Annotated in this window: 20 protein-coding genes; 9 read left to right on the forward strand and 11 right to left on the reverse strand. The window is 73.0% G+C overall.

Features of this window, described 5'->3' with window-relative positions; translation table 11 throughout:
- Positions 1-92: 92 nt before the first annotated feature.
- Positions 93-668 (reverse strand): TIGR03086 family metal-binding protein, encoded by a 576-nt coding sequence (locus ACFWP2_RS00630; RefSeq protein WP_380446769.1) that lies wholly within the window; start codon positions 666-668, stop codon positions 93-95.
- A 101-nt stretch (positions 669-769) separates the two neighbouring features.
- Between ACFWP2_RS00630 and ACFWP2_RS00635 the strand changes: the two genes are divergently transcribed.
- A complete protein-coding gene (locus tag ACFWP2_RS00635; RefSeq protein ID WP_380446771.1) occupies positions 770-1,762 on the forward strand; it encodes a helix-turn-helix transcriptional regulator in 993 nt (330 codons plus the stop codon).
- A 33-nt stretch (positions 1,763-1,795) separates the two neighbouring features.
- On the opposite strand, the gene ACFWP2_RS00640 is transcribed toward ACFWP2_RS00635, so the two are convergent.
- From ACFWP2_RS00640 to ACFWP2_RS00670, 7 genes are all read right to left on the reverse strand, one after another.
- The gene (locus tag ACFWP2_RS00640; RefSeq protein WP_380446773.1) at positions 1,796-3,010 is read right to left on the reverse strand and encodes an alpha/beta hydrolase; all 1,215 of its coding nucleotides are present in this window, start codon (positions 3,008-3,010) and stop codon (positions 1,796-1,798) included.
- Between the two features lie 211 nt (positions 3,011-3,221).
- Complete coding sequence (locus ACFWP2_RS00645; RefSeq protein WP_380446776.1) at positions 3,222-3,557, reverse strand: MmcQ/YjbR family DNA-binding protein; 336 nt, start codon at positions 3,555-3,557, stop codon at positions 3,222-3,224.
- A gap of 111 nt (positions 3,558-3,668) precedes the next feature.
- Positions 3,669-4,991: an acyltransferase gene (locus ACFWP2_RS00650; protein ID WP_380446778.1), complete on the reverse strand. Its 1,323-nt coding sequence runs from the start codon at positions 4,989-4,991 to the stop codon at positions 3,669-3,671.
- Positions 4,992-5,017: 26 nt separating this feature from the next.
- Complete coding sequence (locus ACFWP2_RS00655) at positions 5,018-6,142, reverse strand: alpha/beta hydrolase (protein WP_380446779.1); 1,125 nt, start codon at positions 6,140-6,142, stop codon at positions 5,018-5,020.
- A 180-nt stretch (positions 6,143-6,322) separates the two neighbouring features.
- Positions 6,323-7,012 carry a response regulator gene (locus ACFWP2_RS00660; RefSeq protein WP_380446781.1) on the reverse strand — a complete coding sequence of 230 codons (690 nt, stop codon included), beginning with the start codon at positions 7,010-7,012 and terminating at the stop codon, positions 6,323-6,325.
- Positions 7,009-8,322 carry a sensor histidine kinase gene (locus tag ACFWP2_RS00665; protein WP_380446784.1) on the reverse strand — a complete coding sequence of 438 codons (1,314 nt, stop codon included), beginning with the start codon at positions 8,320-8,322 and terminating at the stop codon, positions 7,009-7,011. The genes ACFWP2_RS00660 and ACFWP2_RS00665 overlap by 4 nt, the downstream gene beginning before the upstream one ends.
- A gap of 115 nt (positions 8,323-8,437) precedes the next feature.
- Positions 8,438-9,124, reverse strand: a complete 687-nt coding sequence (locus ACFWP2_RS00670; RefSeq protein ID WP_380446786.1) for a TetR/AcrR family transcriptional regulator — start codon at positions 9,122-9,124, stop codon at positions 8,438-8,440.
- A gap of 217 nt (positions 9,125-9,341) precedes the next feature.
- Here ACFWP2_RS00670 and ACFWP2_RS00675 point away from each other — a divergent pair, with 217 nt between their 5' ends.
- Positions 9,342-10,940 carry an MFS transporter gene (locus ACFWP2_RS00675; RefSeq protein WP_380446788.1) on the forward strand — a complete coding sequence of 533 codons (1,599 nt, stop codon included), beginning with the start codon at positions 9,342-9,344 and terminating at the stop codon, positions 10,938-10,940.
- A 169-nt stretch (positions 10,941-11,109) separates the two neighbouring features.
- On the opposite strand, the gene aceE is transcribed toward ACFWP2_RS00675, so the two are convergent.
- Positions 11,110-13,860: a pyruvate dehydrogenase (acetyl-transferring), homodimeric type gene (gene aceE / locus ACFWP2_RS00680; RefSeq protein ID WP_380446791.1), complete on the reverse strand. Its 2,751-nt coding sequence runs from the start codon at positions 13,858-13,860 to the stop codon at positions 11,110-11,112.
- A gap of 516 nt (positions 13,861-14,376) precedes the next feature.
- On the opposite strand from aceE, the gene ACFWP2_RS00685 reads away from it, so the two are divergent.
- The 5 genes from ACFWP2_RS00685 (at position 14,377) to ACFWP2_RS00705 (ending at position 18,432) form a co-directional block, all read left to right on the forward strand.
- Positions 14,377-14,814: a DUF3052 domain-containing protein gene (locus ACFWP2_RS00685; RefSeq protein WP_380446794.1), complete on the forward strand. Its 438-nt coding sequence runs from the start codon at positions 14,377-14,379 to the stop codon at positions 14,812-14,814.
- A 293-nt stretch (positions 14,815-15,107) separates the two neighbouring features.
- The gene (locus ACFWP2_RS00690) at positions 15,108-15,566 is read left to right on the forward strand and encodes a peroxiredoxin (RefSeq protein ID WP_380446797.1); all 459 of its coding nucleotides are present in this window, start codon (positions 15,108-15,110) and stop codon (positions 15,564-15,566) included.
- A gap of 241 nt (positions 15,567-15,807) precedes the next feature.
- Entirely contained in the window at positions 15,808-16,383 is a 576-nt protein-coding gene (locus tag ACFWP2_RS00695; RefSeq protein WP_380446799.1) for a TerD family protein, read from the forward strand.
- 227 nt (positions 16,384-16,610) lie between these two features.
- Positions 16,611-17,189, forward strand: coding sequence for a TerD family protein (locus ACFWP2_RS00700; RefSeq protein ID WP_380446801.1), 579 nt, complete (start codon positions 16,611-16,613; stop codon positions 17,187-17,189).
- A 148-nt stretch (positions 17,190-17,337) separates the two neighbouring features.
- Positions 17,338-18,432: a DUF475 domain-containing protein gene (locus ACFWP2_RS00705; RefSeq protein WP_380446803.1), complete on the forward strand. Its 1,095-nt coding sequence runs from the start codon at positions 17,338-17,340 to the stop codon at positions 18,430-18,432.
- Between the two features lie 101 nt (positions 18,433-18,533).
- Here the strand turns inward: ACFWP2_RS00705 and ACFWP2_RS00710 are convergent, their stop codons facing one another.
- Positions 18,534-19,721 carry a DUF2637 domain-containing protein gene (locus tag ACFWP2_RS00710; RefSeq protein ID WP_380446805.1) on the reverse strand — a complete coding sequence of 396 codons (1,188 nt, stop codon included), beginning with the start codon at positions 19,719-19,721 and terminating at the stop codon, positions 18,534-18,536.
- Between the two features lie 341 nt (positions 19,722-20,062).
- Here ACFWP2_RS00710 and ACFWP2_RS00715 point away from each other — a divergent pair, with 341 nt between their 5' ends.
- Positions 20,063-20,803 (forward strand): Tellurium resistance, encoded by a 741-nt coding sequence (locus tag ACFWP2_RS00715; RefSeq protein WP_380446807.1) that lies wholly within the window; start codon positions 20,063-20,065, stop codon positions 20,801-20,803.
- 99 nt (positions 20,804-20,902) lie between these two features.
- Here ACFWP2_RS00715 and ACFWP2_RS00720 read toward each other — a convergent pair whose 3' ends face one another.
- Complete coding sequence (locus ACFWP2_RS00720; RefSeq protein ID WP_380446810.1) at positions 20,903-22,099, reverse strand: TerD family protein; 1,197 nt, start codon at positions 22,097-22,099, stop codon at positions 20,903-20,905.
- A gap of 358 nt (positions 22,100-22,457) precedes the next feature.
- Here ACFWP2_RS00720 and ACFWP2_RS00725 point away from each other — a divergent pair, with 358 nt between their 5' ends.
- Positions 22,458-23,666, forward strand: a complete 1,209-nt coding sequence (locus ACFWP2_RS00725) for an HpcH/HpaI aldolase/citrate lyase family protein (protein WP_380446812.1) — start codon at positions 22,458-22,460, stop codon at positions 23,664-23,666.
- Positions 23,667-23,800 lie beyond the last annotated feature (134 nt).

A 23,800-nucleotide genomic window follows, 5' to 3' on the forward strand; every position in this document is an offset into this window, starting at 1 on the left:
GTCCTCGGATCCGCCGCACGGCTCGGGGAGCCGTCGGATCCGCCGCACGGCCCCGGGGAGTCGGCGGACGCTCCCCGGGGCCGCTGCCGGGTTCAGACCGTACGGCCCGTGAAGGCGGCCAGCCGGGTGTGCACGTCGGCGTCCTCGGCGACCGGCCGGGCGGCGGCGAACGGGGCGCCCGGCGCCCGCGGTCCGGCCGCCAGCACCGACTCGGCGACGGCCAGCGCGGTCCGCGCCAGGTCGTCGTCCAGGGCGAAGCCGTTGTCGAGGCTCCTGGCGATGTCCCCGGAGTGGGTCACCAGCTCCATCAGGTAGCCGCAGACCGCCGCCGCACCGGGCACCTCGCCCCAGGGGGCGGCGGTCGGGCGGCCGAGCTTGGCGTCGTCCGCCCAGGCGGCGGTGACCCGGGTGCGGGCCCGGTCCAGCGCGGCCGGCCAGCCCTCGTCCGAGCCCTCGACGGCCGCCACGACGTCCTCGGCGCGGCCGCCCTCGCCCATGTACGCGAACCGGTGGATGCCGCCGACCACGTGGCTCAGCAACCGGCGCAGGGTGAACTCGGTGCAGGGGGTGGGCCGGTCGAGGTCGGCCGGGGTGATCGTGGCGAGCAGCTTCTCCAGCTGGTCGAGGGCGGTCAGGTACTGCGGGCGGGGATCCTGGACGGCGGTCATCGGCGCTGAACTCCCTGGTGTCGGATGGTCTTTCGGGCTCGGAACGCAATTTCCCAGTAAAACCTGACAACTGCCGTCAGGATTACTGGGATTCTTGGGTCATGAAGGCCGATCGCCTGCTCTCGATCCTCCTGCTGCTCCAGACCCGCGGCCGGGTGTCCGCCACCGAACTCGCCGAGCGGCTGGAGGTGTCCGTCCGCACCATCTACCGCGACGTCGAGTCGCTCTCCGCCGCCGGGGTGCCGGTGTTCACCGAGCGCGGGCGGCACGGCGGCATCGGCCTGCTGCCCGGCTACCGGACCGACGTCACGGGCCTGACCGCGGACGAGGCCAGGGCCCTGTTCGTGCTCTCCGCCCAGGGCGCGCACAGCGACCTCGGGCTGGACGGGGCGCTAGGTTCGGCACTGCGCAAGGTGATGGCGGCGCTGCCGGCCCCGCACCGGCCGGCCGCCGAGCGGATCAGTGAGCGGATCCTGGTCGACCCGGCCCGCTGGATGCAGACCCCCGGCGCGGCCGGTCCCGCCGCGGGGACGGACCTGGGCGAGCTCCAGTACGCCGTCTTCGCCGACCGGCGGCTGCGGCTGCGCTACCGGCACGGCGGCACGCCCGCGCCGGTGGAGTACACCGTCGACCCGTACGGGCTGGTGAGCAAGGCCGCGGTCTGGTACCTGGTGGCCGATCTGGCCGGCGAGCCGCGGCTGTTCCGGGCCGACCGGGTGCTGGCCGCCGACACCACCGACGAGGCGGTGCGGCGCCGGGCCGGGGTCGGGCTCGGCGACGTCTGGGCGGTGCTGCGCGACCAGGTGGAGCGGCTGCCGAAGGACCTGCCGGTGCGGGTGCGGGTCCGGCGCGGACGGCTGGACATGTTCCTGCGCATCCACGGCGGCCGGGTCACCGCGCCGCCGCCGGACGGGGGCGCCGGCCCGGCCGAGGAGTGGACCGAGGTGGGGATGGCCTTCCCGGCCCCGGCGGCCGTCCGGTCGCTGCTGGCCTTCGGCGCGGACGTCGAGGTGCTGGCCCCGCCGGCCGCCCGGCGCGAGCTGGCCCGGGCGGCGGCGGACGCCCTGCGGCTCTACCAGGACCAGCCCGCGTAGGGCCCGGGTCGGGGGCCCGGGCCGGCCGGCGGGTCAGGAGCCGGGGTTGGCCCGGACCACGTCCTGGTAGTGGCCGAGCGAGATCGCCGCGAAGTTGCGCAGGCTGTCGGTGCCCTCGGCGAAGTAGCCGTTGTGGCCCGCCGCGCGGGCCGAGGAGATCTGCTCGGAGCCGAAGCCGCTCGCCGTCGGGTCGGCGCCGTGGCCGAGCCCGCCGACCTCCAGGAACGGCACGTTGCCGATCCAGTCGCTGGGGTTGCGGGTGGCCCAGACGTGCACGCCGGCGCCCAGCTCGGTGGTGCTCTGCACGCCCATGCCCGGGCTGCCGAAGACCACCAGGTCGGTGATGCCGGAGGTGTCGGACGGCGAGGCCGCCGCGCGCGGGATCTCCGGGGCGGCCGTGCCGCAGACCACCGAGCCGTACGAGTGGCAGAGCAGCGACGGCGGCGCGTCCGGCCGGGTGGTCTCCTTGAGCCCGGCGAGCAGTCGCTCCAGCCGGGGGGCGGCGACGTCGGCGAGCCGGGAGGTGGCGGCGTCCGGGCCGAGGCCGGAGGGGGTGACGTAGCCGGTCCAGGAGATCACGGCGGTCCGGGTGCCCGGCGCCTGGCGCCGCACCTCGGCGTGGAGGGCGCGGGCCATGCCGGCCGGGGAGCGCAGCGGATCGGCCGCCTGGTCGTGGTGGCCGAGGTCGGCGTCCGAGCCGGGGACGAGCACGGAGATCCGCTCGGCGTCGGCGAGGTCGCCCCACACCTCGCTGACCAGGCCGCGGCCGCGCGGGTCGAAGGCCAGGATCTGCCGGCCGGGGGCGAGCAGGTGCTCGACGTCGTTGGCGCGGGAGACGGCCAGCGCGCGGGTGTCGGAGTCCAGTCGGCGGTCGGCGGCGCGGGCCCGGGCCTGGTCGCGCTCGGCGGCCAGGGCGATCCGGTTGGCGCGGTAGCGCAGGTCCAGCGGGGCGCCGTCGTAGTTGCCGACGACCAGCGGGTACTCCTGGATCAGCCGGTCCAGTTCGGTGGGCGCCAGCGAGGCGAAGAACGCCGCGGCGGCGGCCGGGGTGGTGGTGGCCGGGTCGGGCAGGGAGCGGTCGAAGGAGTGGTCCTGGACCCAGGCGGCGCTGCCGGCCGGAGGGGTGGAGATCGCCAGCTGTTCGGAGGAGACCGCGGCCGCGGCGGCGGCGCCTCCGGCGTCGGCCAGCACCGCGCAGCCGGCGAACGCCCCGATCAGTACCCGCTTCCAGCGCCGACGGTTGCGCACCGCACCAACTCCCTTGGGGCCCGTCACCGTTTCGCGGGCGGTGCCCGGAGGGTGCGATAGCTCTGCTGAATTCCCTGCGCAAGCCTAGGGCGCCCGAAGGGGTGGCGGGAACGCCTAAACTGTGGGATGGATCACATGAACCGGGGGTGTCCGTACGGCGTCTCCCAGTGGTTCGGACGGCGGCCCGTACGGCCGTTCGGCGGGGCCGCGCTCAGGCGTCGAACTCGCGTACCAGGCGCTTCGGCGCCGTCCGCCGCCAGGCCTCGGTGACGAGGTCGTGCAGCTCGTCCCGGTCCACGAGGTCCAGCCGGACGCTCACCCAGCCGTGCCGTCCGACGTACGGGGCGAAGGAGAACACCTCGGGTTCGGCGGCGAGCAGTTCGGCCTGGTCCTCGGGGGAGGCCTTGACGGTGACCTGCTCCCCGTCGGGTGCGCCCATCGCGAAGATCCGGCCGCGGACCCGCAGCGTCTCGATGTCCCAGGTCGGCTCCTGGGCGGCCTCCGGCAGGGCCAGGGCCATCGCGCGGAACTCGTCGAACGTCACCATGGCGGCAGGGTAGGGCAGGACACCGACAGCGCGCCGCAGGGGCGCGAACCGATCGGTCCGCGCCCCTGCCGGCCGTGCGGCGCCCCGAAGCGGCCCGCGCTCGGCGGACCGTCACACCACACCCAGGGCGTACGCCGCGAACAGCGCCGCCGCGGCTCCGGCCACCGCCTTGCCGCCCCGGGAGAAGGCCGTCCACGGGCCGTCGAACCGGCGGGTGAACCAGCCGAGCGCCACCAGCGCGGCGGCGAACAGCGGCAGCAGCGCCAGCCGGGCGGCCACCCAGCCGAGCGAGTCCGGCGCGGTGGTCAGTCCCGGGACGGCGCCCAGGCCGGCCGCGCCCGGCACGGCGACCGCGAGCATCGCGCTCTGGTGCCAGCAGAAGATCGTCATCGCCGACAGGTTGACCACCACGACCGGCAGCCAGAGCAGCGGACGACGGGTCAGCAGCCGGCCCAGCCGCTCCCGCAGCAGCACCGCGGCGCCGCACTGGAACGCCGCCAGGGCGAGCACCAGCAGGGACGGCGGGTGCGAGTTGGTGCGCGCGGCCCCGGGCACGCCGACCATGCTGGCCGGGTAGTGGAAGACCAGCAGCAGCGCGGCGAACAGCGCGCCGCCGCCGAGCAGCAGCACCCGGGCCGCCGGGCGGCCGAGCCGGCCCTGCGCCCAGAGCACGCCCAGCTGGTAGCCGAACAGCCAGCCCGGCAGGATGTTCAGCAGCGCGACCCAGGACGGCACCGCCTCGGCCCACGGCCCGTAGCGCAGCAGGTCGACGGCGGCGACCGCGGCCACCAGCAGGCCCGCGGACCAGCCGCCCAGCCGGCGCCCGGCGGCCACGCAGAGCGGGGTGAGCGCGGTCAGTCCCAGGTAGACCCCGATGTACCAGAGCGGCTGCACCACCAGGGTGGCGCCGGTGCGCAGGGTGTCCGAGGGGACGCCGAGCGCGGGCAGCAGCGGGATCAGCGCCGCCCAGACGGCCGTCACCCCGAGCACCGGACGCAGCAGCCGGACGGTACGGGCCCGCAGCCAGCCACCGTAGGTCACGCCCCTGGCCCGGGCCCGTTCCAGCGAGCGGACCGAGGAGTGGCCGCCGACCAGGAAGAACACCCCGAGCATCTGGAGCACCCAGCTGAGCGGGGCGAAGAAGCCGAGGGTGGAGAGCGGGCTGGCGTTGTGCAGGGCGCCGTCGGGTGAGCGGGTGAGGCCGCCGAGCATCCAGTGGCCGACCGGGACGGCGAGCAGGGCGAGGGCGCGCAGCCCGTCCAGGGCGCGGTCGCGGCCGGCGGGGGTCTTCGCGTCGACCCGTGCGGCGGCGCGGCGCAGCGCGGTGAGCGGCCGGGTCGTGCGGGGCCGGGCGGTGCGGGGCCGGGTCGTGCGGGGCTCCGGGGTGCCGGGCCGGGTGCCGGGGGTGCCGGGGGTGCTGAGGGTGCTGGCCATGGTGGTGCTCCTTCCGGTGCGGGCGGTCAGGCGCGGCCGAGCGCGACGGCGGCGTAGGCGGCGAGGGAGGCGGTGCCGGGGGCGAAGTAGCCGGTGTGGCCGTGGGATCCGGTGGCGGGCAGCGGGCGGGCGCCGAAGCCGGGGTCGGTCGGGTCGGCGCCGTGGCCGAGGCCGAACAGCCGGACCTTGGGCACGTCGCCGATCCAGTCGGAGCCGTTGCGGTCGGTGGCCCAGAGCGGGACGCCCGGGTCGAGGTCGGTGGCCGAGTCGATGCCCATGCCGGGCGAGCCGAGGACCACCAGGGCGGAGGCCTGGGCGGGGGTGGGGCGGGCCAGGCCGCAGACCACCGAGCCGTAGCTGTGGCAGAACACGGTGGGCGGGGCCTGCGGGCGGGTGGTGACGGCGAGTCCGTCGAGCAGCCGGGTGAGGCGGGGCGCGCCGGCCCGGGCCAGGTCCTCGGTGGCGGCGTCCGGGCCGAGGCCGAGCGGGGTGGTGTAGCCGGCCCAGGCGATCACGGCGGTCCGCCCGTCGGTGGCGTCCAGGAGCGCGCGGGCCATGCCGGCGGGGGTGCCGTACGGGTCGGACGTGCGGTCGAAGCGGAGCAGGTCGATGTCCGAGCCGGGGACGACCACGGCGGTGCGGCGGGTGGTGGCGAGGTCGCCGTACACCTCGGCGACCTGGCCGCGGCCGCGCGGGTCGAAGGCGAGGATCCGCCGGTCCCCGTCCAGCAGGGCGCGGTAGCGCTCGGCGCGGGTGCGGGCGGCCTGGTGGTCCTGCGGGGTGAGGGCGGGGTCGGTGGCCCGGGCGAGTTCGCGGGTGCGCTCGGCGGCGAGGGCCAGGGCGTTGGCCCGGTAGCGCAGGGCGACGGGGGCGCCGTCCAGGTTGCCGACCACCAGCGGGTGCCGTACGGCCAGGGCGTCCTGTCGGGCGGGGCTCAACCCGGCGAAGAACGCGGCGACGTGGGCCGGGGTGGTGGTGGCCGGGTCGGGCGGCCGCAGGCCGAGCGAGGTGTCGGCCGTCCAGGCGGCGCTGCCGGGCGGCGGGCCGGTGACGGGGGTCTGGGTGTCGGCGGCCCAGCCGCCCGCGCCGAGTACGACCGCCAGCGCCACCGCGGTGGCGGCGATCGCCCGCCTGGCCCGGAACCTGCGCATGTCCCTGTTCCCCCCTCGTCCGTTCGGCCGCCGATCGGGTTCGGCTGCCGGTGGAGAGGAAGGTAGGAACGCGAAGGCCCCGCGGACGTCACACCGCGGGGCCAACTCCCGGGTGCTACCGGGGTATCAGGAGGATTTCCCCCCTCCTGGGCGGGTGGTGCCGGGGTGGGGGAGGCCCCCCTACTGTCCGGGGGTCACCAGGCCCGACTCGTAGGCCAGGACCACGGCCTGGGCGCGGTCGCGCAGGCCGAGCTTGGCGAGGATGCGCCCGATGTGGGTCTTGACGGTCTGCTCGGCGAGCACCAGACCGGCGGCTATCTCCTGGTTGGACAGGCCGCGGGCGATCAGCTCCAGCACCTCGGTCTCGCGCGGGGTCAGGCCGTTGAGCCGCACCTTGGGGTCGCGGCGCCTGGCCGGGCGGGTGCGGGCGAAGTCCTCGATCAGCCGGCGGGTCACCGAGGGGGCGAGCAGCGCCTCGCCGGCCGCGACCACCCGGACCGCGGCGATCAGGTCGGCCGGCGGGGCGTCCTTGAGCAGGAAGCCGCTGGCCCCGGCGCGCAGCGCCTCGTAGACGTAGTCGTCCACGTCGAAGGTGGTCAGCATCAGCACCTTGGGCCGGTGGGCGCCGCCCCCTCCCCGGCCGCCGGCGGTGGGGTCGAGCAGCCGCCGGGCCGCCTCCAGGCCGTCCATGACGGGCATCCGGACGTCCATCAGTACCAGGTCCGGGTGGGTGCGGCCGTTGACCTCCAGGGCCTGGGCGCCGTCCGCCGCGTCCCCCACCACGTCGATGTCGCTCTGGGCGTTGAGCAGGGCCGCGAAGCCCGCGCGCACCATGGCCTGGTCGTCGACGATGATCACGCGGATGGTCATGCGGTGGTCTCCCGGGGGGTGTCTGGGCGGTCGAGGGGCAGGACGGCGGTCACCTTGAAGCCGCCGTCCGGCAGCGGGCCGGTGTCCAGCCTGCCATCGACCAGCCGGACGCGTTCGCGCATTCCGACCAGCCCCTGTCCGGTGCCCTCGACCGAGGCCTCCAGCGACTCGGCGCGCTCCGGCGGGGGCGCGTTGACCACCGTCACCAGCAGCTCCGGGCCGTCCGCGGTCAGCGACACCCAGGCCCGCGCACCGGGGGCGTGCCGCACCACGTTGGCCAGCGCCTCCTGCACGATCCGGTACGCGACCAGGCCGACGGCCTGCGGCACCCCGTCCGCCAGGCCCGGCTCCACCGTCAGCTCGGCCGGTACCCCGGCCCGGCCCACCGTCTCGACCAGCTGGGCGAGTTGGCCCACCCCGGGCTGGGGCGCCCGCTCCCCACCGGACTCCTCGCTGCGCAGCACGCCGAGCAGCCGGCGCATCTCGGCCAGCGATTCGCGGGCGGTGCCGGCGATCGCGGTGAACTCCTCGGCGGCCTCCTCCGGCACCCCGGCGATCCGGTACGGCGCGCTGGCCGCCTGGACCGCGACGACCGACATGTGGTGGGCCACCACGTCGTGCAACTCCCGTGCGATCCGGGCGCGTTCCTCCAGCAGGGTGCGCCGCTCCCGTTCCACCTCGTTGATCTGCTCTTGCTCGGTGAGCAGCCGGCGGGCCACGGCGCGGTCCCGGACGGCCCAGCCGAGCAGCAGCGCGGCGCCGCTGAGCGCGATCAGCAGCACGGTGGTGCCGTCGCCGGAGCGGGGCAGGCCGAGGGTGGTGGTGAGCGCGGTGAGCAGGACGGTGGCGACCCAGACCGAGACCAGGGTGGGCCGGCTCTCCCGCAGCGCGAGGGCGAGCAGCAGGAAGACGTACGCGATGATCATCGGAGCGGTCCACGGCCAACTGCCCGCCACCTGCGTGTGGCGGGCGGTGACGGCGGCGGTGGTGACCAGGGCGGCGGCGCTGATCCACCAGGCGGCCAGCGGCCGGGTGAGGGCGAGGAACAGCGGCGTGGTCTGGGCGACGGTGAGCGCGGCGGCCACCGGCAGCACCAGGTCGTAGAAGCCGACCAGGTTGGCGATCCCGGTGGGGATCAGCGAGGCCTGGAGGGCGATCACGACGACGTACGGGAGCCGGCGCACCCAGCGCCGGCGGGAGTCGCCGAGCAGCGGGGTGTCGTCCTCGCTCGGGCTGGTCAGGTGGTGTCGCAGGGCGCGCAGTTGGCGCAGTGCGAACCCGGGGGCGTCGGCTTTGGCGGGCGTGTTCATCGCGGGTCAGCCTAGGAGGGCGGGGCCCGCGGGGCGTCGCACTGGAGCCCGAACTTCCGGGTGGTACCGGGGTAGCGGGTGATACCCCGGTATGACACGGGCGTGCCGCCGGGTCCTATGCGGGGCCGCTCCAGTGGCCGGCCAGGGCCGGGCCGAGCTGGTCGAAGTAGCGCTCGATCACCGCGACCATGCCCTCGGGGCCGGCCGGCGCGTTCTCGGCGCTCCAGGAGAGGTGGGCCGAGCGCAGCAGGCTGCCGAAGACGGCGGCGAGCACGGCCGGGCGCAGGTCCTCGGCCGGGTCCAGGCCCTCGCGTTCGGCGAGCACCTGGACGACCAGGCGCTCCTGTTCGGTGACCCGGCGCAGGTGGGCGGCGAGCAGCGGGGGCGTCTCCTCGATCATCCGCATGAGTTCGAGGGCGCTGTGGATCGATCCGGGGCCGCCGCACTCCTCGTTGCCGAGGTCGCGCCAGGCCTTGACGATCGAGGCGCGCAGGGCCTGGAGCGGGGCCTCCTCGGCCGGGCGGTGGCGCAGGCACTCGATGAAGTAGTCCTCGGCCACGGCCATCACGGCGAGCGCGACCTCGTCCTTGTTGGCGAAGTAGCGGAAGAAGGTGCGCTGGGAGACGTCGACGGCGGAGGCGATCTCGTCGACGGTCGTGTGGGCGAAGCCCTGCCGGAGGAAGAGCACGTGGGCGGCCTGGATCAGGGCGTAGCGGGTCTGCTGCTTCTTGCGCTCGCGCAGTCCGGGCGTGCGGTCGGGGCCCGCCGGGGTGCCGGTGGTGCGGGGGGTGTGAGCGGCCATGGCGAGGGCCTTCCGGAGCGCTGGGTGTGGCTGGTGGGAGCACGATTTTAGCGCTCTGACAAATGTCAGCAATGGCCAGAAGTCACTGTTTGCCGAATGTCAGCAGCTGACATAATCTGCCGAGGTGGCGCCCGTCGGGCCGGGGCACCTGTGGGGACGGGTGGGCCGGGGCGCCACGCCCAGTCCTGCACCCCAGCCACGCCCCCGGAGGGCCCAGATGAGTCAGTCCGTCGTGAAGAACTCCGAGGCGGACGCGCCGCCGAATCCACCGTCGGGGGGCGGTCTCAAGGGGCACCCCTGGCTGACCCTGCTGACCGTCGCGGTCGGCGTCATGATGGTCGCGCTGGACGGCACGATCGTCGCCATCGCCAACCCGGTGATCCAGGAGAAGCTGAACGCGGCGCCCTCCGAGATCCAGTGGGTCACCAGCGGCTACCTGCTGGCCCTGGCGGTCTTCCTGATCACCGCCGGCAAGATCGGTGACCGCTTCGGCCACAAGACCACCTTCCTGGTCGGCGCGACGGGCTTCGCCGCCACCTCGGCCGCGATCGGCTTCGCCAGCAACATCCAGACCGTGATCGCCTTCCGGGTGCTCCAGGGCCTGTTCGGCGCGCTGCTCCAGCCCGCCGCGCTGGGCCTGCTGCGCGGGGCCTTCCCGGCCGAGAAGCTCAACATGGCGATCGGCATCTGGGGCGGAGTGATCGGCGCCTCCACCGCGGCCGGCCCGATCGTCGGCGGCCTGCTGGTCGAGCACGTCAACTGGGAGTCGGTGTTCTTCATCAACATCCCGGTCGGCCTGATCGCGCTGGTGCTGGGCGTGTGGATCCTCAGGGACGTCCGGGCCGAGAAGGCCGCCAAGTCCTTCGACCTGCCCGGCATCGCGCTGCTCTCGGTGGGGATGTTCGCGCTGGTCTTCGGCATCATCAAGGCCCCGGAGTGGGGCTGGGGCAACGGGCGGACGCTGCTGTTCCTGGGCGGCGCGGTGGTCCTGATGGTGCTGTTCGCGCTCTGGCAGGTCAAGGCCCGCGAGCCGCTGATCCCGCTGAGCCTGTTCCGCTCGGTGCCGCTGTCGGCGGGCGTGCTGCTGATGGTGCTGATGGCCTTCGCGTTCTTCGGCGCGCTCTTCTTCGTGACCTTCTATCTCCAGAACGTGCACGGGATGACGCCGGTCGAGGCCGGTGTCCACCTGCTGCCGATGACCGGCATGATGATCATCGGCTCGCCGCTGGCCGGCCTCGCGATCGGCAAGCTGGGCCCGCGCGTCCCGATCGTGGCCGGCATGCTGATCACCACCGCCGCGATGTTCGGCATGTCCACCCTGGAGACCGGCTCCGGCAACGGCGTGATGTCGCTCTGGTTCGTCATGCTCGGCCTCGGCCTCAGCCCGGTCATGGTCGGCGCCACCGAGGTGGTCGTCGGCAACGCCCCGCTGGAGCTGTCCGGCGTGGCCGGCGGCCTCCAGCAGGCCGCGATGCAGGTCGGCGGCAGCCTCGGCACCGCCGTGCTGGGCGCGCTGATGGCCGCCAAGGTCGGCGACGCGCTGCCGGGCAACTGGGCCCGGGCCGGCCTGCCGCCGGTCGAGGGCGCGGCGGGCGAGGGCCTCAAGCAGGCCGCCCAGCTCGGCATCGCCCCGCCGGCCCCGGCCGGCACCCCGCAGCAGGCGGTGGAGGCGATGGCCGGCGCCGTCCACGAGTCCTTCGTGAGCGGCATGTCGCTGGCCTTCGTGGTGGCCGCCGTGGTGGCCTTCGCCGCCGCCGTGCTCGGCCTGCTCACCCGCCGCGGCACCACCGACGCGGGCCCGGCCGTGCACATCTGACGGACCGCGCAACGCCACGGCCCCGGACTCCTCGGAGTCCGGGGCCGTCGTGCTGTCCCCGGCGGGCGTCGTGCCCGCCGGCGTCGGCGCCGGCGTCCTCGCGGGCTCCCGCGGACGCCGAAGGGCCGGACCCCCGACGGGAGTCCGGCCCTCGGTGCCTACGGGCGGATCAGGCCTCGCCGCCGGCGGCGCCCGGGTCGGCCGCGGCCACGTCCAGCAGCTGGTAGCGGTCGATCGCGTCCTTCAGCGCCGAGCGGTCGATCTTGCCCTGCTTGGCGAGCTCGGTGAGCACCGCCAGGACGACCGACTGCGCGTCGATGTGGAAGAAGCGACGGGCCGCGCCACGGGTGTCGGCGAAGCCGAAGCCGTCGGCACCCAGCGACTGGTACTGACCCGGCACCCAGCGGGCGATCTGGTCCGGAACGGCGCGCATCCAGTCGGACACCGCGACGACCGGGCCCTCGGAGCCCTGGAGCTTCTGGGTGACGTACGGCACGCGCTGCTGCTCCTCGGGGTGCAGCAGGTTGAACTCCTCGGCCTCCACCGCGTCGCGGCGCAGCTCGTTCCAGGAGGTCGCGGACCAGACGTCGGCCTTGACGTTCCACTCCTCGGCGAGGATGCGCTGGGCCTCCAGGGCCCACGGCACGGCCACGCCGGAGGCGAGGATCTGGGCCGGGACCTGGCCGGCGGTGCCCGGCGCGTACTTGTGCAGACCCTTGAGGATGCCCTCGACGTCCACGTTCTCGGGCTCGGCCGGCATCTTGATCGGCTCGTTGTAGACGGTGAGGTAGTAGAACACGTCCTCGCCGTGCGGGTGCTCGGCGCTGGAGCCGTACATCCGGCGCAGACCGTCCTGGACGATGTGCGCGATCTCGAAGCCGTACGCCGGGTCGTAGGCCACGACACCCGGGTTGGTCGAGGCCAGCAGGTGCGAGTGGCCGTCGGCGTGCTGCAGGCCCTCACCGGTCAGCGTGGTGCGGCCGGCGGTGGCGCCCAGCACGAAGCCGCGGGCCAGCTGGTCGGCCATCTGCCAGAACTGGTCGCCGGTGCGCTGGAACCCGAACATCGAGTAGAAGACGTACACCGGGATCAGCGGCTCGCCGTGGGTGGCGTAGGAGGAGCCGGCGGCGATCAGCGAGGCGGTGCAGCCGGCCTCGGAGATGCCGTCGTGCAGCATCTGGCCGGTCGGCGACTCCTTGTAGGCGAGCAGGAGGTCCCGGTCGACCGACTCGTAGGTCTGGCCCAGCGGGTTGTAGATCTTCGCCGACGGGAACAGCGAGTCCATGCCGAAGGTGCGGTACTCGTCCGGCGCGATCGGCACGAAGCGGTTGCCGATGCCCTTGTCCCGCATGAGGTCCTTGAGCAGCCGGACGAACGCCATGGTGGTGGCGATGGTCTGGTTGCCGGAACCCTTCTTGACCGCCTTGTACGCGTCGTCGCCGGGCAGCTCCAGCTTCCGCGGGCGGACCTTGCGGGTCGGCACGTAGCCGCCCAGCTCCTCCCGGCGGTCGTGCATGTACTGGATCTCCTCCGAGTCGCGGCCCGGGTGGTAGTACGGCGGGAGGCCGTCCTCGAGCTGCTTGTCGGTGATCGGCAGGTGCAGCCGGTCGCGGAAGCGCTTCAGGTCCTCGACCGTCAGCTTCTTCATCTGGTGGGTGGCGTTGCGGCCCTCGAAGTTGGGGCCCAGCGTCCAGCCCTTGACCGTCTGGGCGAGGATGACCGTCGGCTGGCCCTTGTGCTCGCGGGCCGCCTTGAACGCCGCGTAGATCTTCTTGTGGTCGTGGCCGCCGCGACCCAGGTGCTGGATCTGCTGGTCGGACATGTTCTCGACCATGGCGCGCAGGCGCAGGTCGCCGCCGAAGAAGTGCTCGCGGATGTACTCGCCGGACTCGGTGGCGTAGGTCTGGAACTGGCCGTCCACCGTGGTGTTCAGCTTGTTGACCAGGACGCCGTCGCGGTCCTGCGCGAGCAGCGGGTCCCAGCTGCGGTCCCAGATGAGCTTGATCACGTTCCAGCCGGCGCCCCGGAACTGGGACTCCAGCTCCTGGATGATCTTGCCGTTGCCGCGGACCGGGCCGTCCAGGCGCTGCAGGTTGCAGTTGACCACGAAGGTCAGGTTGTCCAGGCCCTCGCGGGCGGCCAGGGACAGCTGGCCGAGCGACTCGGGCTCGTCCATCTCGCCGTCGCCGAGGAAGGCGTAGACCTGCGAGTCGGAGGTGTCCTTGATGCCGCGGTGCTCCAGGTAGCGGTTCATCCGGGCCTGGTAGATCGCGCCGAGCGGGCCGAGGCCCATCGAGACGGTCGGGAACTCCCAGAAGTCCGGCATCAGCCGCGGGTGCGGGTAGCTGGAGAGGCCGTACGGGGCCTTCGACTTCTCTTGGCGGAACGCGTCGAGCTGCTGCTCGGTGAGTCGGTCCAGCAGGAAGGCGCGGGCGTAGATGCCGGGGGAGGCGTGGCCCTGGAAGAAGACCTGGTCGCCGGACTCGCCCTCGGCGTCCTTGCCGCGGAAGAAGTAGTTGAAGCCGACGTCGTAGAGAGACGCGGAGGAGGCGAAGGTGGCGATGTGCCCACCGACGCCGATGCCGGGACGCTGCGCCCGGGAGACCATGACGGCCGCGTTCCACCGGGTCGCGTTGAGGATCTTCCGCTCGATCTCCTCGTTGCCGGGGAAGAACGGTTCGTCCTTGGTCGCGATGGTGTTGACGTAGTCCGTGCTGCGCATCTCGGGCACCGCGACACGCTTCTCGCGGGCGCGCTCGATCAGCCGCAGCATCAGGTAACGGGCACGCTCACGCCCCCGCTCGTCGATGGCCGCATCGAGCGACTCCAGCCATTCCGCGGTCTCCTCGGGATCGAAGTCCGGGACCTGACTCGGAAGGCCGCCAATGATGATCGGGTTGCGATCGGATCCGGAAGCCACGCTGTTCCTTCACTGTCGGTCGAAACTGAGGTGTGTCGCGCCGCCTCCATCGTGCTACCGCGCTCGGAGATCCGTCATCTCTACCGATCGGTAACCGTTCCGCCTGGTGGACGGTCCGGTCTGGTGGCGTGCGGTGCGGGCGTCTTCGTCCGCTCCGCACACCCCCGGGTGTTACGAAAAGAGGTGGTCCGACCTGGTGTCCCGTCCGCCCGATGGCGGGCGGCCGGGGTGAGGGCCAACAGGAGACTCTACGCCCGCGCATGCGCGGACCCGAATGCCGTTCGCATCTCGGGCATGCGTACGGCCTGTGGGCCGGGACCACCCGAAGCATCCTTGTCCCACGCAGAGAAGGGCAAATCGGTGTGATTCCCGACACCTCGCGCGGCGTGTCCCGCTGCGACACGTCAACCTTTGGAGGGGATCGGGGGTCGGGTACTTGCGCGAACCGCCGCGCCCGTGTGGACTACGGCCACAGCCTCGGCATGGATGCCGAGCCGAATACTGGAGGTTATTCCCGTGAGCGCGACCGCGGACCCCGCGGACAAGTCCAACCCGGCGACCCGTCTCGGCTTCGAAGAGGGCCAGATCGTCCAGGAGCTGGGGTACGACGAAGACACTGACCAGGACCTCCGCGAGGGCATCGAGGAGATCATCGGGACGGATCTCGTCGACGAGGACTACGACGACGTCGCCGACGCCGTCCTGCTGTGGCACCGCGACGACGACGGGGACCTCACCGACGCCCTCGTCGACGCGCTGGAGTACCTCGCTGAGGGCGGCCTGATCTGGCTGATGACGCCCAAGACCGGGCGGGACGGCCACATCGAGGCCTCCGACATCAACGACGCGGCCAAGACCGCGGGCCTCTCCCAGACCAGCTCGATCAACATCGTCAAGGACTGGGCGGCCACCAGGCTCGCGACCAAGTCCACGGCGAAGGGCGCCAAGCGCTGAGCGGGCGCTGAAGCCCCGCGCCGGGCCCCGTCGGAGGAATCCCTCCGGCGGGGCCCGTCGCACGTCCGGCGCCCGTTCGCCGCACGTCCGGCGCCCGTCTGTCGCCCGCCCGTCGCACGTCCGCCGCCCGTCTGTCGCACGTCCGCCGTCGCGGCGGGGCGTTCGCGGACGGCGAACGCGGCGGGACCGTGACGGCCCTCCTCATCCGTTCGGCCGAACGGCCGTAAACGAATGCGAGGATGTGGCCTGCCGCGCCCGCCGCGCGGCGCGGTCGCGTCAGAAAGGTCCCGCCCATGGCCATCGAGGTCGGCACCCCGGCTCCGGACTTCGAGCTCAACAACCAGCACGGCGAGGCCGTCCGGCTCTCCGACTTCCGGGGCCGGAAGAACGTCGTCCTGGTCTTCTACCCGTTCGCCTTCACCGGCGTGTGCACCGGCGAGCTGGGCGCGATCCAGCGGGAGCTGGCGGGCCTGCAGAACGACACCGTGCAGGTGCTCGGCCTCTCCTGCGACTCGCAGTTCTCCCAGCGGGTCTTCGCCGACCGGGAGGGCCTGGAGTTCCCGCTGCTGGCCGACTTCTGGCCGCACGGCGAGGTCACCCGGGCCTACGGCGTCCTCGACGAGGAGCGGGGCTGCCCGCTGCGCGGCACCTTCGTGATCGACACCGCCGGCACGGTGCGCTGGAGCGTCGTCAACGGCCTCCCGGACGCCCGGGACGAGCAGGAGTACCTGAAGGTCCTCGCGGCGCTCTGAGGACCCCGCTCGGGCCCCCGGCCGCCCCCGGCCGCCCCCGGAGGGTGCCGGGGCGGCCTCCGGGCGCCCGCCGGCCGGGTGCCGTGGGGCCGTGTCCGGCCTGATCAGGGGTGCGGACGGGAACCCCGTACTACGCTCGGGCCGTTGGCGGGGTGGGATGCGGGAGCCGATGGGCCTCCCGCCGCCCCGGACCGCACCACCGGGGGCACCGCGGACGTGCCTCCCGATTCTTGGAGGACCAGTGGGAGTCAGCCTCAGCAAGGGCGGCAACGTCTCGCTCACCAAGGAGGCACCGGGCCTCACCGCCGTGCTCGTCGGCCTGGGCTGGGATGTCCGGACCACCACCGGCGCGGACTTCGACCTGGACGCCAGCGCCCTGCTGTGCAACGCCCAGGGCAAGGTCGCCTCGGACGGCAACTTCGTGTTCTTCAACAACCTGAAGAGCCCGGACGGCTCGGTCGAGCACACCGGCGACAACCTGACCGGTGAGGGCGAGGGCGACGACGAGGCGATCAAGGTCAACCTGGCCGGCGTGCCGATGGACGTCGAGAAGATCGTCTTCCCGGTGTCGATCTACGACGCCGAGACCCGCGGCCAGAACTTCGGCCAGGTCCGCAACGCGTTCATCCGCGTGGTGAACCAGGCCGACAACACGGAGCTGGCCCGCTACGACCTCTCCGAGGACGCCTCCACCGAGACCGCGATGGTCTTCGGCGAGCTCTACCGCAACGGCGCGGAGTGGAAGTTCCGCGCCATCGGCCAGGGCTACGCCTCCGGCCTGCGGGGCATCGCGCAGGACTTCGGCGTCAACGTCTGATCCGCCGCCGGCGCCCTGCGGCGCGGGCTGCGCGCCGTTCTCCCGGGGCGGCCCCGGACCTCCGCGGTCCGGGGCCGCCCCGGCTTCGTCCGACCCGGTGCCGAGGCGGTTCCCCGCGCTGCGAGGATGTGAGTTCAGGAAGTTCAGCCGACCGGAACCGGTCGGCCGGGGCCGCGGGGGATTACACCTGGATGGCGCCCCGGGAGAAGCAAGGGAGGAAGAACGTCATGGTGGTCACGCTCGCCAAGGGTGGCAACGTCTCGCTCACCAAGGCCGCGCCGAACCTGACGCAGGTCCAGATCGGCCTCGGCTGGTCCGCCCGCTCGACCACGGGCGCCCCGTTCGACCTCGACGCGAGCGCCCTGATCTGTGGTGGCGGCCGGGTGCTCGGTGACGAGTACTTCGTCTTCTACAACAACCTCAAGAGCCCCGAGGGCTCCGTGGAGCACCAGGGCGACAACCTCACCGGCGGCGACGAATCGGGTGACGACGAGGTGGTCCTGGTCAACCTGGACCTCGTCCCGGCGCAGGCCGACAAGGTGATCTTCGCGGTCTCGATCTACGAGGCCGAGGCGCGGCTCCAGAACTTCGGTCAGGTCCGCAACGCCTACATCCGGGTCGTCAACTCGGTCGACGGCCAGGAGATCGCCCGCTACGACCTGTCCGAGGACGCGTCCAGCGAGACTGCGATGATCTTCGGTGAGCTGTACCGCTACGCGGGCGAGTGGAAGTTCCGCGCAGTGGGCCAGGGGTACGCCTCCGGCCTGCGTGGCATCGCGCTCGACTTCGGCGTGAACGTACAGTAAGGGCGGAAATCGGACTTGTCGCACCCGACCCGATCATGAGAACAGAGGGCAGTGCGGGGGTGACCTGACCGGGCCGAGGCCCGGTCAGGACGTCTCGGGGACGAGGCCGCCCCCGGCACGGCCAGAACCCGAAAGGTAGCCAACTCCCGTGTTCCTCCGCACATTCGGCTGGTCGTTCGCGATCACCGCCATCGGCCTGATCGCGGCCGGACTGCTCTGGGGAGCCCAAGGCTTCGGCATCGTGCTGATCCTCTCCATCCTGGAGATCTCCCTGTCGTTCGACAACGCGGTGGTCAACGCCACGGTGTTGAAGCGGATGAACCCGTACTGGCAGAAGATCTTCCTGACCGTCGGTGTGCTCATCGCGGTCTTCGGCATGCGCCTGGTCTTCCCGCTGCTGGTCGTCGGCCTCACCGCGAAGCTCAGCCCCGCGACGGTCATCGACCTCGCTCTGCACTCCGACAAGACCTACGAGGGCCTCACCTACGCCCAGTACCTGGAGGCGGCCAACCCGGCCATCGCGGCCTTCGGCGGCGTCTTCCTGCTGATGATCTTCCTCGACTTCATCCTCGAGGAGAAGGAGCACAACTGGCTGGCCTGGATCGAGCGCCCGCTGGAGAAGGTCGGCAAGCTGGAGGCCTTCTCCACCGTCGTCGCCCTGGTCGCCCTGCTGCTCGCCTCCAACTTCTTCGCCGGGGAGCACGCGGAAACCGTTCTGCTCGCCGGTGTCCTCGGCCTGGTCACCTACCTCGCCGTCAACGGCCTCTCCTCGATCTTCGAGTCGGGGCTGGAGGCCGAGGAGGAGCGCGAGGAGGCGGCGGAGAAGGCCGGCAAGTCGATCGTCCAGGTCGGCGGCAAGGCCGCGTTCTTCCTCTTCCTCTACCTGGAGGTCCTGGACGCCTCGTTCTCCTTCGACGGCGTGGTCGGCGCGTTCGCCATCTCCAGCGACATCTTCCAGATCACCCTGGGCCTCGGCATCGGCGCGATGTACATCCGCTCGCTGACCGTCTTCCTGGTCCGCAAGGGCACCCTGGACGACTACGTCTACCTGGAGCACGGCGCGCACTACGCGATCGGCGCGCTGGCGGCGATCCTGCTGGTCGGGATCAAGTACCACATCCCGGAGATCGTCACCGGCCTGATCGGCGTCGCGTTCATCGGGCTGGCGCTCGGCTCGTCGATCCTGCGCAACCGGCGCGAGGGCGCGGACGAGGAGCCGGAGCTGGTCGGCAGCGGCAAGTAGTCCTGCCACAGCGCCACAGGGACAGCGGAACGGCCGCCTCCGGGAGATCCCGGGGGCGGCCGTTCCATGTGGTCCCTGGTGGTACCCGTGGGGTGCCGGGGTCAGCCGAGCTGCTGCTCGATCGCGCGCAGCTTGCGCTCCAGCGAGTCCAGCTTCGGCATCGACAGCGTGTCGTCGTCGGCCGTCAGGTCGATGCTCGAGCCGCTGCGGGACGACCCGGTGTCGGACGCGGAGGAGGACGACGAGAAGGACGAGGACGAGTAGGCGGAGGACGAGTACGAGGAGGACGAGGAGGACGCGTACGAGGAGGACGCGGACGCGGAGCCGACGGCGGCGCGGGGGCGGCGGCCGGCGTCCAGGGCGGCCGGCTCGAACGAGTCGGCGGACGGGCGCGAGGTCGGGGTGGTGGCGTCGGATCCCGCGGCTAGGGCAGGCTCCGTAGCGCTCGGGCCGTCTCCGGCAGCCGTGAGGGCGGGAACCTGGCGGCCGCCGCGGGTCCGGGCGAGCATGCCGCCCTGGCGGGAGATGGCCTTCAGCTCGGCCCGCTCGCGGCGGTCGGCCGTACGGGCGCGGGCCTTGGCGTCCAGCTTCGCCTGGCGCTCCTCGCGCACCTCCTCGACCGCCTCGTCCAGGCTGCGGACGTTCTCCAGCAGCATCAGCGACCAGGCCGCGTACGTCTCGCGCGGGGCGCGCAGCCAGCGGACGATGCGGATCTGCGGCAGCGGGCGCGGCACCAGGCCCTGCTCGCGCAGCGCGGCCTTGCGGGTCTGCTTCAGCGCCCGGTCGAAGAGGATCGCCGCCGAGATCGACATGCCGGAGAAGAACTGCGGGGCACCGTCGTGGGACACGCCGCGCGGGGCGTGCACCCAGTTGAACCAGGCCGAGGCGATCGCGAACACCCAGACCAGCAGGCGCGAGCCGAGCGCGGCGTCGCCGTGGCTGGCCTCGCGGACGGCGAGCACCGAGCAGAACATCGCGGCGCCGTCCAGCCCGAACGGGACGAGGTACTCCCAGCCGCCGGACAGGCCCAGGTTCTCCTTGCCGAAGCCGACCAGGCCGTGGAAGGAGAGGGCGGCCGCGACACCGGCGCAGCAGAACAGCAGCGTGTACGAGGAGATGCCGTAGATCATCTCCTTGCGCCGGCGGCGCTCCTCGCTGCGCTCCCAGGAGTCGCCGGACTCGTCCTTCTTCGAGCTCTTGAAACGCAGCGTCGCCATCAGGACGGCGACGAACAGCAGGGCTGCACCGCCGACGACGGTCCAGACCAGCTGTATGGAGGTCAGGTTCATTGCGGGTCGGGCCTCGGGTTTCCGCAGGGGACAGGATCACAGCGCGACACAGGCGGTCAGGACCCGCCGTGCGGGCACTGCCTGACGATTCGTTCGTCGCCGCACGGCATGTCCGCCGCACCCGCGCAGGGGCGGACGGGACACCTGTGCGGCTAGACGATATCGCGTCCGAAGGGGCGGCATGTTACGGGAGGGCGGCTTCCTCCGGCCAATCGACCCGCCGGTCGGAACCGATTTGGGTAGGGGAGGGGGCGGACGGGGTATCCGACGGCCGGGCCGATGCCCGATCATTGGTCGGCGGACCGTCAGAACGCCTGGCGGGAGCAGGGGGAGAGGACTGGATGGTCTCGATCTGGGAGTACCTGCGCGGAGACAAGAGCTACACCTTCGACAACCCCGGCGGTCAGCACAAGGTCATACTCACCAAGTCGGCCCCGCAGCACGCGATCACCGGGTCGGCCGCCACCACCGGCTACCTCTACGTCAACCTGCACTGGACGATGAGCGCCGGAGCCGGCCCCCGGCCGAGCGCCCGGGACTCCGTCAAGCGGTTCTTCAGCCCGCGCATCCTGCGGCCGCAGGAACCGGACTCGCCGCAGGGCACCGAGCCGACCAACGTCGACCTCGACCTCGCCTGCATGTACGAGCTCTCCGACGGGAGCACCGGAGTGGTGCAGCCGCTCGGCGGGCTCTTCGGCGACCTCCAGAACGCGCCGTACATCAAGCTCAGCGGCGACGACCAGTACGGGGCGCCGTCCGGCGAGACGATGTACGTCAACCTGGAGAAGAAGGACAAGTTCAAGCGGCTGCTGATCTTCGTCTACATCTACGACGGCACGCCGGCCTTCGAACAGGCGAACGCGGTGCTCACGATCGTGCCGCAGACCGGGCCGCGGATCGAGATCAAGCTGGAGGAACGGGCCCGGGCGGCGCGCTCCTGCGCGGTGGTGCTGGTCGAGAACGCGGGGGACAACCAGCTGACGGTGCGCCGCGAGGTGCGGTACGTCAACGGGTTCCAGGCGGACCTCGACCGGCTGTACGGCTTCGGGATGCAGTGGCAGCGCGGGTACAAGAGCGACTGACCGCGATCCGCGGGTCGGCGGCGGGAACGGGCCTGGGGCCGGGACCTGGACCTGGACCTGGACCGGGGCCGTCGGGTGCTCCCGGTCCCGCCGGGGGCGTCAGCGGGGCTGGAACTGCGGGCCCTGCGGGGGCAGCGCGAACTCCTCGCCGGTGGGCGCCGGGGGCTGGGCCGTCGGCGGCTGCGGCGGGACGGGCGGCTGCTGGCCGGTGCCGGGCTGCGGGTAGCCGTAGCCGGCGGGGCGCTGCTGCTGCGGCGGGACGGGCTGGTTCGGCTGGGGGTAGCCGTAGCCGCCCGGCTGCTGCCGGCCGTAGCCGGGCGCGGGCTGCTGCTGGGGGTAGCCGTACCCCGTGCCGGGCTGCTGGGGGTAGCCGTAGCCGGTCCCGGGCTGGTGGCCGGGGGGCGCGGTGGGCGGCGGGGGCATGGTCGGCGGGGCCGTGGGCGGCGGCGGGGTCACCGGTGCGGGCGAGGCGCTCGCGGCGGTGGCGGCCGGGGCCGGTGCGGTGGCCGGGCCGGCGGCCGGCGGCTGGGCCGGGGCCTGGGTGGGCGGCTGGGTGGGCGGCTGGGTGGGCGGCTGGGTGGGCGGCTGGGCCGGCGGGGACTGCGGGACGGCCGGGGCCAGGGTGAAGGTGCCCGGCTCGGGGGTGGTCGAGCGCGGGTCCGGCATCGCGGGGCCGCGCGGGTCGAGCGCGCCGGACGGGGTGGCGGTGGACACGGGCGCCTGGGCCGGCGCCGGGTCGGCCTCCGCCTCGTCGTCCACCATGATGCCGAAGTCGGTGGCGAGGCCGATCAGCCCGGAGGTGTAGCCCTGGCCGATCGCCCGGAACTTCCAGGTCCCGGACCGGCGGTACAGCTCGCCCGCGACCAGCGCGGTGACGTTCTCGGCGTCGTCGATATCGAACTGGGCGAGTGCGGGCGCGCCCTCGCCGGCCGTGGCGTCGAAGAGCAGCAGGCGAAGCCCCGGCACCGCGCGGAACGGTCCGCCCTCGGAGGAGCCGGCCAGCACCACGCGGTCCACCTCGGCGGGCAGCTTGCCCAGCTCGACCTCGACCGTGTCGATGATCTCGGCGCCGCCGGAGGTCTGCTGCTTGGGCAGGTGGCGGACCAGGCCGGAGGGGTGGCGGGGCTGGTTGTAGAAGACGAAGTCGGCGTCCGAGCGGACCTTGCCGGTGGCGCCGAGCAGCAGCGCGGACGCGTCCACGTCCGGCGCACCGGGCGTGGCGCTCCAGCGCAGCACGGCGCGGACCGCCGCCGCCGGCAGTGCGATGTTGGCGCCCTTGGCCATCACGTGCGTCATAGCCGACCATCCTGCCTGTTCGCCACCCCTTCGGACAACGTGACCGGACCGGTCCGTGCCGGTTCGGACTTTGCCAAGACTTGCGCTTTCCGAGGTTTGCCGCCGTCGTTTCCCGGGTTCGCCGGTGCCACGCCCGTGATCGTCCAAGTGGACCGGGATGTTCCGGGAGTTCAGTGCCGGGGAACCGGGACCGGCCGGATCCCGTCCGTACGATGGGCGGGCGAAAGGTCCCCGGGGGTTTCGGTGGAGGGGCGCCCGGCGGAGGCGCGCCCGGGAACCATGGCGCCCGGTCGGCCGGTTGACCAGGGTGTCGTCGGCAACGGGCCGCAGGCCCGTCCACATCCTGGAGGAGAGCACCTTGCGCCATTTCGGCCACCTCGCCGAGGACGTACGCGGCCGGCTCTTCCTGGAGCAGCCGCGCCCGTTCAGCGCGGACAGCGCGCCGACGGTGCTCGCCACCGCCCTCGGCGGCACCCTCTACAGCCCGGCCACCAGGCCCGCCCTGGCCGCCGACATCCGCAAACTCGCTGGTCGGGGCGTGGTGTCGATGGTGCTCTGCCTGGAGGACGCGATCGCCGACCACGAGGTGGACGCGGGCGAGCGGAACCTGGTCGAGCAGCTGAACGACCTGGTCAAGGATTTCACCTCCTGTGCACAGTCCCATCCCCTGCTCTTCATCAGGGTCCGTGCCGCCGCCCAGATCCTCGACCTGGCCGAGCGGCTCGGACCGGCCGTCGAACTGCTCAGCGGTTTCGTGCTGCCGAAGTTCACCCCCGCGAACGGCGGCGAATACCTGGCCGCGCTGGCCGCCGCCGAGGCCGCGACCGGGCGGCGGCTGTTCGCCATGCCCGTCCTGGAGTCGCCCGAACTCGCCCACCTGGAGACCAGGCGGGACCAGCTCTTCGGCCTCGCCGAACTGCTCGCCGGCCACCGCGAGCGGGTGCTCGCCGTCCGGCTCGGCGTCACCGACCTCTGCTCCGGGTACGGCCTGCGGCGCTCGCCCGACCTCACCGCGTACGACGTGGCGCTGGTCGCGGCGGTGATCGGGGACGTGGTCAACGTGCTCGGCCGGGCGGACGGCACCGGGTACACCGTCACCGGGCCCGTCTGGGAGTACTTCCCGGTACAGGAGCGGATGTTCAAGCCGCAGCTGCGCCGGACCCCGTTCGCCGGGGCGTCCGTCTCCGCCGCGGCCGGGGCGCCGACGGCGTCCGGGGAGGAGGTCCGCCGGCGGATCATCGAACACGACCTGGACGGGCTGATCCGGGAGGTCGAACTCGACCGGGCCAACGGCCTGCTCGGCAAGACCTGCATCCACCCCAGCCATGTGCCGGCCGTCCACGCCCTCTCCGTGGTCACGCACGAGGAGTACTGCGACGCCCGCGACATCCTCCGGCAGGAGCAGGACGGCGGCGGGGTACTGCGCTCGGCGTACACCAACAAGATGAACGAGGCCCGGCCGCACCGGGCCTGGGCGGAGCGGGTGCTGCTGCGGGCGGAGGTGTTCGGGGTGGCCCGGGAGGACGTGAGCTTCGCGGAACTGCTGTCGGCCTGCCTGTGCGGCTGACTGTTTCCGTGGCCGAGCCCGAGCCGTTCCCTCCGGTTCCCCCGGAGGTTCCCCCGACACGGATATGACGGAGCCGTGAGCGCGGACACGACCGGAGCGGCGACGTACCCGGCACCGAACGCACACCGAGCGCC

Source organism: Kitasatospora sp. NPDC058444 (genome assembly GCF_042721415.1).
Taxonomy (GTDB): Bacteria; Actinomycetota; Actinomycetes; order Streptomycetales; family Streptomycetaceae; genus Kitasatospora.

Bases quoted from the DNA above. Each gene is read 5' to 3' on its own strand.
- ACFWP2_RS00630 (WP_380446769.1), bottom strand. From the start codon at position 668: ATGACCGCCGTCCAGGATCCCCGCCCGCAGTACCTGACCGCCCTCGAC.
- ACFWP2_RS00635 (WP_380446771.1), top strand. From the start codon at position 770: ATGAAGGCCGATCGCCTGCTCTCGATCCTCCTGCTGCTCCAGACCCGC.
- ACFWP2_RS00645 (WP_380446776.1), bottom strand. From the start codon at position 3,557: ATGGTGACGTTCGACGAGTTCCGCGCGATGGCCCTGGCCCTGCCGGAG.
- ACFWP2_RS00650 (WP_380446778.1), bottom strand. From the start codon at position 4,991: ATGGCCAGCACCCTCAGCACCCCCGGCACCCCCGGCACCCGGCCCGGC.
- ACFWP2_RS00655 (WP_380446779.1), bottom strand. From the start codon at position 6,142: ATGCGCAGGTTCCGGGCCAGGCGGGCGATCGCCGCCACCGCGGTGGCG.
- ACFWP2_RS00660 (WP_380446781.1), bottom strand. From the start codon at position 7,012: ATGACCATCCGCGTGATCATCGTCGACGACCAGGCCATGGTGCGCGCG.
- ACFWP2_RS00665 (WP_380446784.1), bottom strand. From the start codon at position 8,322: ATGAACACGCCCGCCAAAGCCGACGCCCCCGGGTTCGCACTGCGCCAA.
- ACFWP2_RS00670 (WP_380446786.1), bottom strand. From the start codon at position 9,124: ATGGCCGCTCACACCCCCCGCACCACCGGCACCCCGGCGGGCCCCGAC.
- ACFWP2_RS00675 (WP_380446788.1), top strand. From the start codon at position 9,342: ATGAGTCAGTCCGTCGTGAAGAACTCCGAGGCGGACGCGCCGCCGAAT.
- ACFWP2_RS00690 (WP_380446797.1), top strand. From the start codon at position 15,108: ATGGCCATCGAGGTCGGCACCCCGGCTCCGGACTTCGAGCTCAACAAC.
- ACFWP2_RS00700 (WP_380446801.1), top strand. From the start codon at position 16,611: ATGGTGGTCACGCTCGCCAAGGGTGGCAACGTCTCGCTCACCAAGGCC.
- ACFWP2_RS00710 (WP_380446805.1), bottom strand. From the start codon at position 19,721: ATGAACCTGACCTCCATACAGCTGGTCTGGACCGTCGTCGGCGGTGCA.
- ACFWP2_RS00715 (WP_380446807.1), top strand. From the start codon at position 20,063: ATGGTCTCGATCTGGGAGTACCTGCGCGGAGACAAGAGCTACACCTTC.
- ACFWP2_RS00720 (WP_380446810.1), bottom strand. From the start codon at position 22,099: ATGACGCACGTGATGGCCAAGGGCGCCAACATCGCACTGCCGGCGGCG.